This window comes from Aminobacter sp. BA135, from assembly GCF_050859125.1.
Taxonomy (GTDB): Bacteria; Pseudomonadota; Alphaproteobacteria; order Rhizobiales; family Rhizobiaceae; genus Aminobacter; species Aminobacter ciceronei.
The window spans coordinates 238,505-251,761 of the sequence record NZ_CP139573.1 but is presented as its reverse complement, the minus strand read 5'-3'; the positions used below and the strand labels follow the sequence as shown (position 1 = coordinate 251,761).

Sequence of the window (13,257 nt, the reverse complement as noted above, 5' to 3'; positions counted from 1 at the left end):
TTCCTGTCGTCACTGTGCCGTAAGGGGGTCGGCCACCTTGACTTCGCCGGCAACGATCTTGCTGGCGATCTCCCTGATCGACTTGACGACATCGGCATGGCCGGCGATTTCACAGCCACTTTTGGCAAGCTCGTCATCGCCGAGCAGGGCGACGGCACCAACGCCCTTCTCGGCCAGACCATAGGACGCGAAATGGGCATCGGCGCCCGCGGCAATCGCCTCGATGGATTGCTTGATCGCCTGGTCGACGCGCTTCAGCGCGGAATCGTACATCGCGCCCTTCGCCGCGGCACACAGGTTGGAATCGACCGTCATGATCTTGAAGCCCTGTTCCGTGGCGGCTTCAAAAACACCGAAACTGCCGCCCGCCGCGGCCGCATAGACAACGTCGGCGCCGGCTGCGTGCAGCGACAGTGCTTGCTCCTTGGCGCGAACAGGATCGGCGAACGGGCGTTGCCCGCCAACCCAGCGGGTCTCCACCTTGATATCAGACTTGGCATAGGCCGCCCCGGCAGCGAAGCCGCCGGTGAACCGGCGCATGAAGGGGGTGTCGATGGGCCCCACCGCACCCACGACGTTGGTCTTGGTGAGCATGGCTGCCATGGCGCCCATCAGGAATGACGCCTCGTGCTCTCTGAAGACAGCACAATGAAGGTTGGCCGGACGGTCGCCCTGAGGGCAAGCGTCGATCAACAGGAAGTCGGAATCGGGAGCCGTCGGCGCCACCTCGACGACAGCGTCGACGGTGTCAAATCCGATCGCGACGATGATGTCGGCGCCTTCATTTGCCGCAGCGTAGAGGTTCTCGGCGATCGCTGATGGGCCATCGCTCTCGAAAACCTTGACCTTGGCTCCGGTGGTCGCTGCCGCTGCCATGATGCCGTCGCGCCCCAGGGCCAGGAAGGCGTTGTTCCCGATCGGGTTCGGCGTGACGTAGACGAATGTGCTTTCGGCTGCGGCCGGCGCTGCCCATGCAGATGCCGTGATGACCGAAGCAACGAAGCTTGCGACAGAAATTTTCATTGAATTACCTCCTGGGCCGCTTTTTCCCACCGGCGTCTGGCCGCCCTTGTCGACCTCTCCGCCGGCACTTTCAGATTGTTGAACCTGACAAGCTCGAGACCTCCCTCGGCACGTCGAGCTTGCGCACAAAGCCCAACATTTCAGCAAATGTCAACACTGTTGGATTTCGTATAATTTTCTTATGGACAACCTCATGTGACGCTGGTAGGTCAATTGTCACCATAGCCGACAACTGAGCAAACAGGTGATCCATGAAAGACATGATCGCGGCCTCCGTCGCCAAAATCCGGTCCCTTACGGACGTTCGCCCCGAGATCGCGCTGATCCTCGGTTCCGGACTGGGTGACCTGGCCGCGGCAATCGACGGCGTGGAGATCCCTTATGCCGAGATCCCGCACTTTCCCGTCTCCACCGCGCCCGGCCATGTCGGCGCGCTGATCGTCGGGACGCTTTACGGCCGCAAGGTCGTGGCCATGCGCGGCCGCGTGCATCTTTATGAAGGCTACACGCCCCAGGAAACCACCTATCCGATGCGCGTCATGGCGGCGCTTGGGGCGCATACCGTGGTGCTGACAAACGCTGCCGGCGGATTGCAGGACGATATGCAGGTGGGCGACGTCGTCGTCATCGACGACCAGTTTTCGCTGCTGATTGCCTGCGGCATGGATCCGCTGATCGGCAAAAACGATCCCGAGATCGGCGAGCGCTTTGTGTCGATGAACCAGGCCTATGCGCCGGAGCTGATCAGGCTGGTGCGTGAGATCGCCCCCGAGGTCAAACAAGGGGCCTATGCCCATGTCACCGGCCCGTCTTTCGAACCGCCGGTGCTGATCCGCATGCTTCGCAGCACGGGTTGCCGCGTCGTCGGCATGTCCACTGCCCCCGAAGTGGTTGTGGCTCGTCATATGGGTGTGCGGGTGATGGCCTTGTCCGCCGTCACCAACATTGCCGTGGCATCGTTGGAGAGCCAGCACGTCACCAATGCCGACGAGGTCTGGGAATCGATCCAGGTGATCGCGCCGAAAATCCGGAAGATCCTGGAAGCGGCAATCCCGCGACTCTAGCGCGAACGTATCAGCCGCCGACACCGGATTCCGGCGTTCGGTTTTGGGCGTGCGGCTGCCGCGGACAAGCGGTGTCCGGCGGCGTGAAAATATTGAATGGAGGCATAGGTATGAGTTTTCGGGCAATTGAGTGGTTGCAGGAGACGAACACACTTCGGCTGATCGACCAGAAGCGTCTGCCGGAGGAAATCCGCTATCTGGACCTGACAACGCCGGCATCCGTGGCCGACGCAATCCGCGACATGACGGTGCGCGGCGCACCGGCGATCGGGGTCGCCGCCGCATTCGGCATTCTTCAGTCAGCCCAGTCCAATGCGACCGAAAGCCTGGAACTGCTCAAGCAGGACTTGACCGAGGCCGACAGGGTCCTGCGCGCCTCGCGTCCGACCGCGGTCAACCTGTTCTGGGCCTTGGACCGGATGAAAGGTGTCTGGCAGGCAGCGGGCAATGCCGAGGAATTGCGCCTCGCCCTGCGCGCCGAGGCAACGGCGATCGAAGCCCAAGATGTCGCCGTCAACCGGGCCATCTCGGAGCACGCGCTCAAGATCCTGCCGCAGGAGGTGACGTTCTTTCATCACTGCAACACCGGATCGCTGGCGACGGTGGAGCTGGGCACCGCGCTTGGGGTCATTCGGTCCGCGCACGAGTCCGGCCGCAAGGTCATGGCCTATCTCGACGAGACACGGCCGCGACTCCAGGGCGCAAAGCTGTCCTCCTTCGAGCTGATGCAGTTCGGCGTACCGCATGCGATCGTCGTCGACGGCGCGTCCGCCCATATCATGCGCACGCAGAAGGTCGACCTGGCCATCGTCGGATGTGATCGCGTCGCGGCAAACGGCGACACCGCCAACAAGATCGGAACCTACAATCTGGCGCTGGCAGCCCAAGACAACGGCGTGCCGTTTTACGTTGCTGCGCCGATGTCGACGATCGATTTTGACACCGTCTCCGGCGACGACATCGAGATCGAGGAGCGCGACGCCTCTGAGATCACCGAGATCAACGGGATTGCGATCGCGCCTGAAGGCGCTCCGACCTTCAATCCTGCCTTCGACGTCACCCCCAACCGGCTGATTGCCGGGATCATCACCGAGCACGGCATCGCGCGTGCGCCGTTCGCGGAAAGCCTGATGAGACTGCGGGACCGCAACAGCTAACTCCTGAATTGGAAGCGACAGATGCAGAACCAAAAATCCACTGAAGAGGTGGCGCTGGGAATACGTCGCCGTGTTTTCGAGCATTCGATCCGGAACAATGGCGGCTATCTGAGCCAGGCCTGCTCGGCGGCAGAACAACTGGCCTGGCTTTACAATGAAGAGCTGAAGCTGGGCGAACCGACATTGCCGATGATCCCGAAGCCTTTCGCGGGCGTCCCCTCGCCGTCGAACCCGGATTATCATACGGGAGCCGGCTACAACGGCCCGGCCGCACCGGAATACGACCGACTGTTCATCGCCCCGGCGCATTATGCGCTCGTCGCCTATGCGACACTCATCGAAGTCGGACGAATGGCGGCGGAAGGTCTCGAGATGTTCAACCTCGACGGCTCCAGCGTCGAGATGATCGGGGCCGAGCACTCACCCGGCATGGAGGTGCATAACGGCACGCTCGGCATCGGCCTGTCTACCGCTTCCGGGCTGGCTTACGGACGCAAGCTGCGCGGCGAACCGGGCAACACATGGGTCTTCATGTCGGATGGCGAGGTCCAGGAGGGCCAGACCTGGGAGGCCGTTCAGGCCTGCGCGCATCATGGCATCGACAATGTCAAGGCGATCATGGATGTGAACGACCAGCAATGCGACGGCGCGATGTCTTCCGTCATGGACGTGGGCGACATCCGTACGAAGTTCCTCAATTTCGGCGCGGCGTGTTTCGAGGTCGACGGGCATGATCTGTCGGCCATTCGCGACGCCGCCAAAGAGAACCACGACGGACGCCCGCTCGTCATTCTCGCCCGCACCTCGCCATACCGCACCATGCCGATCCTGGAGGAGCGGTTCCCGCGGCTTCATTACGTTCGCTTCAAGTCGGAGCAGGAACGCGCCCGTTTCAATCATTCGATCGCGGCGGATCTTGGCGTCGATCCTGTCGATTACGCCCACTGACGGAGAGCTGACATGGAAATGGTATCACGTCCCTATGCCTCCGCGTTCGAGAAGTTCGCTGCCGGCAATCCCGACATCCTCTGCCTCTCGGCCGATCTGACCTCGTCCTGCGAGATCGACGGGTTCCGGGACCGGCACCCGGATCAGTTCCTGAGCCTCGGCATGGCCGAGCAGAACATGATGAGCTTTGCCGGCGGGCTAGGCCTGGCCGGGTTCCGCCCCTTCATCCACACCTTTGGCGTCTTCATGTACCGGCGGCCATACGACCAGCTCATGGCTTCGATCGCCTATCCCAGGCGCAAGGTGCGGATGATGGGCTTCCTGCCGGGTGTAACGACACCAGGCGGCATGACGCACCAGTCGATCGAAGACATCTCGGTGATGCGCTCGATGCCCAACATGACGATCCTGGAAACGGGCGACGCGACAGAGGTGGAGTCGATCTGCGAGGCCGCCGATTCGATCGACGGCCCGGTCTGGTGCCGGGTACTGCGCGGTTCTGTGCCCCGGCTGTTCGACACGCCGATAAAGGTGGGTGAAATGCGGGTCCTCTCCGAAGGCAGCGATGTGCTGGTCGTGACCTCCGGCATCTGCACCGAAGAGGCCATGCGTGCCCGCGCTGCTTTTGCCAAGGCCGGACTGTCCATCCGGCATCTGCACCTGCACACGATCAAGCCGTTTAACGCACAAGCGCTGCTTGATCATATCGGCAGCGTGAAACATGGCGTCATCACGCTGGAAAACCACGTGACGGAAGGTGGCATCGGCAGCCTGGTGGCTGAAACCATGGCCGATGCCGGTGTCGGCAAGCGCCTCGTTCGCCTCGGTCTGAAAGACACCTATGCCCATGGCGGTTCACGCCCCTATCTGATGCGCTATTACGGTTTGGACGCGCTCGCGCTGGTGCGCGGCATCGAGGACCTGATGGGCGAGCAGTTCGGGATCACCGAAGCGGATCTCGATGCGGCGCGCGTCGAAAGCGTTCATTCGCTCGTCAAGGCAGAAGCGCTCTGATGGACCGGTTCGAAGTCAGCTATCGCCTGGTTGCGAACGACCGGAACGAGGCGCAGTCGCTTGCCGAAGCGGTAGCGCTCGAGGACACGTTGGAAATTCCCCGCGACGTGGTTCCCGCCGGCTACATCGAGGATGTAGTGCTGGGCCGGGTCGAGGCGGTCGACCAGACGGACGAGACTGCCTGGTCGGCGCGGATCAGCTATCACATCGACGCCGCTGGCAGAGAGCTGCCGCAACTGATCAATGTGGTTTTGGGCAACGCTTCGATCCTGAAAGGGGTCAAGGCACTCCATCTGTCCCCGAATGCGGATATCGATGAGCGCTTTCCCGGTGCGCGTTTCGGGGCCGACGGGTTGCGCCGGCTGACGGGGCGTGCCACGGGCGGCTACGTCTGCCCTGTCATCAAGCCACAGGGGTCTTCAGCCGAAACCCTGGCGCGGCTTTGCTATCTGACCGCGCGCGCCGGGGCCGATATCATCAAGGAAGATCACGGCCTCGCCAACCAGGACGCAGCTCCCTTTCGCGAGCGTGTCCGGCTTTGCGCGGCGGCGGTGGCCCGGGCGAATGCCGAGCGCGCCGAAGAAGGCGATCATACGCGTGCGCTCTACCTGCCCAACATCGGCGGCCATGGCGATCAGGTGCGCGACCTCGCTTTCTACGCCAAGGAAGCCGGCGCCGGCGGCATCCTGCTCATCCCGGGCCTCTTTGGTTTTGATGCGATGAACCGGCTGGCGCAGGATCCGAGTTTCGGCCTGCCGATCATGGCCCACCCGAGCCATCTGGGCCCTTATGTCCTGTCGCCGGATCATGGTTACAGTCATGGCATGCTGTTCGGCGAGATGATGCGTCTCGCCGGCGCCGATATCTCGGTCTTTCCCAACCATGGCGGCCGTTTCGGCTTTTCCGTGGAAGAGTGTGCAGAGATCGTCACCGCCTGCCGCTCGGATGGCGGCATCGGCCGTCCCATCCTGCCCAGCCCCGGCGGTGGCATGTCGATCGACCGTCTGCCAGACATGATCCGGCTTTACGGACATGACTGCGTCTATCTCCTGGGCGGAAGTCTGCTGCGTTACGGCGACAGGATCGGTGACGCCATCCGTGAGATGCGCGCAGCGCTTGGATCATGAGCGTTAGCGCTGTGCCATGAGCGCCTGCGCGAACAAGAAGCGAAGCCAACGCATCCATCCTGTGCAAGGTCGGGAGTAGGGACCAATGCCGAAGTTCACTGCAGCCCACTGGGGCAGCTATCGCGTCACGGAGCAAGGGCTTGTCCCGGTCGAAACCGATCCGCAGCCGGCGGATGCAGGGCGCGCATGGCTTCGCACGAGCCAGGATGCGAGCATGCGTGTCGCCCGGCCGGCCTTTCGCAGGGGCTGGTTGAACGGGCGCGACAAGGATCGCTCTGGGGACGCGCAGTTCGTGGAGCTGCCCTGGGACGAAGCGCTTGATATCGTGGCGGAGGAAGTCCGGCGGGTCATCGCCGCGCATGGCAACAGCGCGATCTATGCCGGCTCCTATGGCTGGGCCAGCGCCGGGCGTTTTCATCATGCGCAATCGCAACTCAAGCGGTTTCTGAATTGCATCGGCGGCTACACCTATTCGAAGAACACCTATTCCCACGCAGGCGGGGAGGTGCTTTGGCCGCATGTCATCGGGTCGACCAACCTTGACCTCGTGAATTCGCTGACCACCTGGGACCAGATCACCGACAATTGCCAGCTGCTCGTTGCCTTTGGCGGGATTTCTCCGCGCACGGCGCAGATCTCTTCCGGCGGGACGTCCACGCATCAGCTGCGGGCCTGGCTCGACAGGGTGCGCGACGGCGACTGCCGGCTGGTCAATATTTCGCCGGTGGCAGGCGACCTGGAGGGCGCCGAATGGCGATCGATCCGTCCGGGTACGGATCTGGCGCTGATCCTTGCGCTGAGCCATACGATCCTGTCGCGCGGGCTTGAGAACCGCGACTTCCTGGCACGCTGTACCGTCGGGTCGGATCGGTTTCGTGACAGCGTGATGGGGCTGTCGGACGGCGTGCCCAAGACGCCCGAATGGGCGGCCCCGATCTGTGACATTCCCGCGCCGGAGATCGAGGCGCTGGCCCTGGCGATGAGTGAGGCGCGCACCATGCTGTCCATGGCCTGGAGCCTGCAACGCCAGGATCGAGGCGAAGCGGTCATATGGGCGGGTCTCAATCTTGCCTGCCTGCTCGGTCAGGTCGGGCAGCCGGGTTGCGGTTTCGGTTTTGGCTACGGCTCGATGAACACGAATGGCCGTCCGGTCCGTCGCTGGAAATGGCCGAGCATGCCACAAGGGATCAATCCGGTTGCCGATTTCATTCCCACTGCCCGCATCACCGACATGCTGGAAAGTCCGGGTGTGCAGTACCGATATGACGGCGGCACCTACACCTATCCCGATGCGCGGCTTGTCTGGTGGGCGGGCGGCAATCCGTTTCACCACCATCAGGACCTGAACCGCCTGGCGCGCGCCTGGCGCAACCCCGAAACGGTCATCGTCAATGACTTCGTCTGGAATGCCACTGCGCGCCGGGCCGATATCGTCCTGCCTTGCACCTCGCCGCTGGAGCGGGACGACCTGATGCTGCAAAGCAAGGATCCGGTGGCGATCTTCATGTCGCGCGTGCTTGATCCGTTTGGCGAGGCCCGCTGCGACTATGACATCTTCGCCGGCCTGGCGCAGCGGATGGGAGTAGGCGATGCCTTTACGGAGGGGCGTTCCCAGGACGACTGGCTGCGCCATCTGTGGGCGGAGGCGCAACGTTCCGCCGCTGCCCGTGGCGTGACGCTGCCCGGCTTCGACGAGTTTCGAGACGTCGGCTGGATCGACATTCCAGACAGCGCCTACAGCGAAACACTGTTCAACGCCTTCGTGCGTGATCCCTCGGCAAATCCGCTGAAGACACCCTCCGGCAGGATCGAGATGGCCAGCGTCACTATCGGCGCAATGGAGATAGCGGAGCTTTCGGACACGCCCGAATGGCACGAGCCTGTCGAATGGTTGGGGCGGGCACAAGCGGATGAACTGCACCTGATCTCACCACAACCGCAGCACCGGCTGCACGGCCAGAACGATGCTTCGGCCGAGATCTGCTCCCACAAGGTTCGGGGACGCGAGCTTTGCCGCCTGCATCCCGACACGGCCGCGCAGCGCAGCCTCGGCGAAGGCGACGTGGCTGAAATCCACAACGCACGCGGAGCCTGCCTGGCAGCTGTCGCGCTGGACCCGGACATGCGCGCCGACTGTGTCGCCCTGCCCACCGGCGCGTGGCTGGATGTGGTCGAGATCGACGGCAGACCGGTCGATGTCCACGGCAATCCCAACGTGCTGACGCTCGACAAGGGATCGAGCGAGCTCAGCCAGGGCACTTCAGCACACACCACGCTTGTACGGGTCAGGAAATGGGGCTCGAACCTGCCACCGGTAACGGTCTTCGATGGTCCACGTTTCGAGCGATGAAGGTTTGCGGCGCAGAATTGGTGGTCGGCCAACGCTCTTGAATGGTGGCTTCGGCGATATTGAAACTGGCGTTGGTTTCCCAGCGCCAGCTTCGGTCCGAATGAAGGGCCTGCACCGCTTTGCCGCCTCGTCCGGTTCCTGTCCGGCCCGTTGCTACTGGATACGCTTGGCTTCCAGGATCGCACCGTTCGAAATGCCGCTGCGCCGCAGCACCAGCCGCCTGACTGCGACGTAGAAGACCGGCGTCAGGATCAGGCCGAACAGCGTCACCCCCAACATGCCGGCAAACACGGCAACACCCATGGCGTGACGCATCTCGGCGCCGGCGCCCGTTGCAATGACCAGCGGCACCACGCCGGCGATGAAGGCGAGCGACGTCATCAGGATCGGGCGCAGGCGCAGGCGCGCGGCTTCGAGCACCGCGGCCAGGGGATCGCGCCCCTTCCTTTCCTCCTCATGGGCGAACTCGACGATGAGAATTGCGTTCTTGGCGGCGAGGCCGACAAGGACGACAAAGGCGATCTGGGTGAAGATGTTGTTGTCTCCGCCCGACAACCACACCCCTGAAATGGCGGAAAGCAAGGCCAGAGGCGCGATCAGCAGGACCGCGAAGGGCAAAGACCAGCTGTTGTATTGCGCGGCCAGAATCAGGAAGGCGAGCAATACGGCGAGCGGGAAGACGATCATGGCGGTGTTGCCTGCCTGCTTTTCCTGGAAGATCAGATCGGTCCACTCGAAGGCCATGCCGGCCGGCAACGTCTCCTTCATGATCCGTTCGATGGCATCGGTGGCCTGGCCGGACGAATAGCCGGAGGCCGGTCCTCCGGTTATGTCGACCGAGGGATAGCCGTTGTAGTGCATCACGCGATCGGGGCCGGAGCTTGCCGCAACGGTTGCCAGGGTTGCCAGCGGCACCATGTCGCCTGAGGCATTGCGGACCTTGAGACGCGCGATGTCGTCGACCTCGGCACGGAACGGCGCGTCCGCCTGGACGATGACACGATAGGTGCGGCCGAAGCGGTTGAAGTCGTTGGCGTAGAGCGAGCCGAGATTGACCTGCAGGGTTTCGAAAATCCCTGTCAGCGGCACATGCTGGGTCTTTGCCTTGACGCGGTCGATGTGCACCTGGACCTGTGGCGCGTTGACCTGGAAACTCGCCATGATGCCCGCGAGTTCGGGGGCTGCGGCAGCCTTGGCCATGACTTCGCCTTGCACTTTGGCAAGGGCGTCGAGGCCGAGGCCGGCGCGATCCTCGATCTGGAGCTTGAATCCGCCTGTCGTGCCGAGACCGGGCACAGGCGGAGGCGGGAAGATGCCGACGAAGCCGTCGGGGATCTGGCTGTACTTGCCCATCAGGCGCCCGGCGATGGCGTTGGCCGACAGCGACGGATCCTTGCGCTGGTCGAACGGATCGAGCATGGCGAAGACCACGGCCGCGTTGGGCAGGTTGACGAATCCGTTCACCGAGAGCCCGGGGAAAGCGACGACGCTTTCGACGCCGGGCTCTGCCAATGCGATTTTCGACATTTCCCGGACCACGGCTTCGGTGCGGTCGAGCGAAGCGCCTGACGGCAGCTGGGCGATGCCGACGAGATAATACTTGTCCTGCGCCGGCACGAAACCGCCGGGGATGTTCTGGAAACCAAGATAGGTCGCGCCCAGCAATCCGGCATAGGCCAGGAACACCACGCCGCTGATGCGGATGGCGCGTCGTGCCGTTCCGACATAGGCATTCGAGGCGCTGTCGAAGAAGCGGTTGAAGACCCGGAAGAACCTTCCGAACAGGACATCTATGACGCGGGTCAGCCAGTCGCGGCGGCCTTCGCCCTGGTGCGGCTTCAAAAGCACTGCCGCGAGCGCCGGCGACAGCGTCAGCGAATTGATCGCCGACAGCACGGTCGAGATGGCGATGGTGACGGCGAACTGGCGATAGAACTCTCCCTGCAGGCCGGACAGGAACGCTGAGGGAATGAACACCGCTGCGAGCACCGAAGTGATGGCGATGATCGGCGCCGTGACCTCGTCCATCGCCTTGCGTGCCGCCTCCTTTGGTGTCTCGCCCAGTCCCATGTGCCGCTCGACATTCTCGACAACGACGATGGCATCGTCGACCACGATGCCGATCGACAGCACCAGGCCGAACAGCGACAGCGTGTTGAGCGAGAAACCGAGCAGGTACATCACCGCCAGCGTGCCGACGAGCGAGATCGGCACGGCGACGAGCGGGATGACCGAGGCACGCCAGCTCTGCAGGAACAGCACGACGACGATGACGACAAGGGCGATCGCCTCGAGCAGGGTCTGCACGACGGCCGCCAGCGACGCCCGGACAAACACGGTCGGGTCATAGGCGATGCGATACTCCAGCCCCTCGGGGAACCCCGCCTGCAGGCGCTGCATCTCGGCACGGACCACGCTCGAGACATCGAGCGCATTCGCCCCCGGACGCTGGATGATCTGCATGGCAACTGCCGGTTCGCCGTCGAGCAGGCTGCGCAGCGCATAACCGTCGGCGCCAAGGCCAATGCGGGCGACATCACGCAGGCGCACGACCTGGCCGTCCTCGCCTGTCTTGACGACGATTTCGCCGAACTGCTCCTCGCTGGTCAGCCGCCCCGCAGCACTTACGGTGACCTGGTAGCTGGCCTCTTTCGACGGCTGTTGGCCGACGGCGCCGGCGGCGACCTGGACATTCTGCTCGCGGATGGCAGCGACCACGTCGCCAGCCGTCATGCCACGCGCCGCCACCTTGGCCGGGTCGAGCCAGACGCGCATGGCGTATTCGCCGGCGCCCCAGACGATCACGTCACCGACGCCGGGCAGGCGGGCGAGCGTGTCGCGCACCTGCAGGCTGGCGAAATTGGAGATGTAGAGCGGATCGTAACGTTTGTCCGGCGACACCAGGTGAACGACCATCAGGATGTCGGGCGAGGTCTTCTGGGTGACGACGCCGATGCGTTGGACTTCCTCGGGCAGGCGCGGCAGGGCTCGCGACACGCGGTTCTGCACCTGGATCTGCGCCATGTCGGGATCGGTGCCCTGGGCGAAGGTCACGGTCAGCGTCATCCGTCCGTCGGTGGCTGCCTGCGAGCTCATATAAAGCATGCCTTCAACGCCATTGATCGACTGTTCGAGCGGCGAGGCGACCGTTTCGGCGATCACCTCGGGACTGGCGCCCGGATAGCTCGCCGATACCTGGACGGTGGGCGGGGCGACGGCGGGGTATTCGCTGAGCGACAGTCGGCACAGGGCCAGCGCACCGGCAATTAGCATCAGTGCCGAGAGCACGATGGCAAAGATCGGACGGTTGATGAAGAAGTGAGGCAGGTTCATCGACGTGCCTCGATGCTCGAGCCGTCAACGGTGGCCGCGACGGGCGCCATCGCGATCCGGTTCGGCGTCACCTGCATGCCCGGCCGCACCAGTCCCTTGATGATGATCGTCTCGCCGCCGCTGAGGCCGTGTTCGACGACGCGCAGTCCCTCGGCCATCGCGCCCAGTTCGACCGGCCGATACTCGACCATGTCGCCGGCTGCCAACACCAGCACGTAGCGGCGCCCCTGGTCTGTGCCGACGGCCTGGTCGTCGATGAGGACGGTCTCGCGGGCGGCACTCGTGGCAAGCCTCACCCTTGCAAACAGGCCCGGCGTCAGCCGGCCGTCGGGGTTCGCCAGCACGGCGCGGGCCCTGATCGTACCCGTGCTGCGATCGACGCTGTTGCCGAGAAAATCGAGGGCGCCGGCGTGCGGAAAGCCGTCCTCGCCGGTCAGCCCGACGGCAACGGGCGCCGGAGATGCGACTGCCGCTCCTTCAGGCCGGAAGCCCAGATAGGTTGCCTCGTCGATGTCGAAATAGACCTGGGCAGGGTCGACCGAAACGATCGTCGTGAGCAATGTCGCTGTCCCTGGCGAGCCGGCAACCAGGTTACCCTCGGTCACCAGAACCCGGTCGACACGGCCCGAGATCGGGGCGGTCACGCGGGTGTAGGACAGGTCCAGTCTCGCTGCAGCAACAACGGCCTTCGCCTCCTCGACCTGGGCTTCCCGCTCGCGTTTGCGCGAGACGTCATCGTCCAGCGCCTTCTCGGAGATTGCACCCTTCGGAGCAAGTCGCTGCGAACGCTCGAGGTCGACCTTGGCCTGCTCGAGCAGCACCGTTGCTCGGCGCAGTTGCGCCTCGGCACTCTGGAGCGCGACCTCGAACGGTCGAGGGTCGATCTGGAAAAGCAGCTGGCCTCGTTCGACGAGCCCGCCCTCCGGCACGCTGACCGTTTCGATGACGCCGCCGACCCGGGGACGCAGCTCGACGGTCCTGGCAGCGGCAATGACGCCGGTGAATTCGGACGACGGGGCAAGCACGCGGGTGACGACATCGGCCACGGGCACCTGCGGCGGGGGCGGCGGCGCGGTCTCGCCGGAGGCCAGCGCCTGCCTGACATAGGTTGACCCATCGCCTGCCTGCATGAGCCATCCAGCGGCGCCGAGGGCCACCGTGGCCCACAGCAACATTCTTGTTTTTCCAGTCATTTGACAGCGCCTCGCAGAGAGATGCGCGACGCCGGTAGCGACGCCGCT

Annotated in this window: 9 protein-coding genes; 6 read left to right on the top strand and 3 right to left on the bottom strand. The window is 63.9% G+C overall.

Going from position 1 to position 13,257, the window contains the following annotated elements; all coding sequences use genetic code 11:
- Positions 1-9 precede the first annotated feature (9 nt).
- Complete coding sequence (locus SLT36_RS29165) at positions 10-1,023, bottom strand: BMP family ABC transporter substrate-binding protein (protein ID WP_432289155.1); 1,014 nt, start codon at positions 1,021-1,023, stop codon at positions 10-12.
- 251 nt (positions 1,024-1,274) lie between these two features.
- Between SLT36_RS29165 and SLT36_RS29160 the strand changes: the two genes are divergently transcribed.
- From SLT36_RS29160 to SLT36_RS29135, 6 genes are all read left to right on the top strand, one after another.
- Positions 1,275-2,087, top strand: a complete 813-nt coding sequence (locus tag SLT36_RS29160) for a purine-nucleoside phosphorylase (RefSeq protein WP_432289153.1) — start codon at positions 1,275-1,277, stop codon at positions 2,085-2,087.
- Positions 2,088-2,197: 110 nt separating this feature from the next.
- A complete protein-coding gene (gene mtnA / locus SLT36_RS29155) occupies positions 2,198-3,244 on the top strand; it encodes an S-methyl-5-thioribose-1-phosphate isomerase (RefSeq protein WP_432289208.1) in 1,047 nt (348 codons plus the stop codon).
- A gap of 21 nt (positions 3,245-3,265) precedes the next feature.
- The gene (locus tag SLT36_RS29150) at positions 3,266-4,192 is read left to right on the top strand and encodes a transketolase (protein ID WP_432289151.1); all 927 of its coding nucleotides are present in this window, start codon (positions 3,266-3,268) and stop codon (positions 4,190-4,192) included.
- Between the two features lie 12 nt (positions 4,193-4,204).
- Positions 4,205-5,206 (top strand): transketolase family protein, encoded by a 1,002-nt coding sequence (locus SLT36_RS29145; protein ID WP_432289149.1) that lies wholly within the window; start codon positions 4,205-4,207, stop codon positions 5,204-5,206.
- Entirely contained in the window at positions 5,206-6,333 is a 1,128-nt protein-coding gene (locus tag SLT36_RS29140) for a RuBisCO large subunit C-terminal-like domain-containing protein (RefSeq protein WP_432289148.1), read from the top strand. The genes SLT36_RS29145 and SLT36_RS29140 overlap by 1 nt, the downstream gene beginning before the upstream one ends.
- A gap of 214 nt (positions 6,334-6,547) precedes the next feature.
- Positions 6,548-8,683 (top strand): molybdopterin-dependent oxidoreductase, encoded by a 2,136-nt coding sequence (locus tag SLT36_RS29135; protein WP_432289146.1) that lies wholly within the window; start codon positions 6,548-6,550, stop codon positions 8,681-8,683.
- A gap of 153 nt (positions 8,684-8,836) precedes the next feature.
- Here the strand turns inward: SLT36_RS29135 and SLT36_RS29130 are convergent, their stop codons facing one another.
- Together SLT36_RS29130 and SLT36_RS29125 are read right to left on the bottom strand one after the other, a co-directional pair.
- Entirely contained in the window at positions 8,837-12,016 is a 3,180-nt protein-coding gene (locus SLT36_RS29130) for an efflux RND transporter permease subunit (protein ID WP_432289144.1), read from the bottom strand.
- Positions 12,013-13,191 (bottom strand): efflux RND transporter periplasmic adaptor subunit, encoded by a 1,179-nt coding sequence (locus tag SLT36_RS29125; protein ID WP_432289143.1) that lies wholly within the window; start codon positions 13,189-13,191, stop codon positions 12,013-12,015. The genes SLT36_RS29130 and SLT36_RS29125 overlap by 4 nt, the downstream gene beginning before the upstream one ends.
- Positions 13,192-13,257 lie beyond the last annotated feature (66 nt).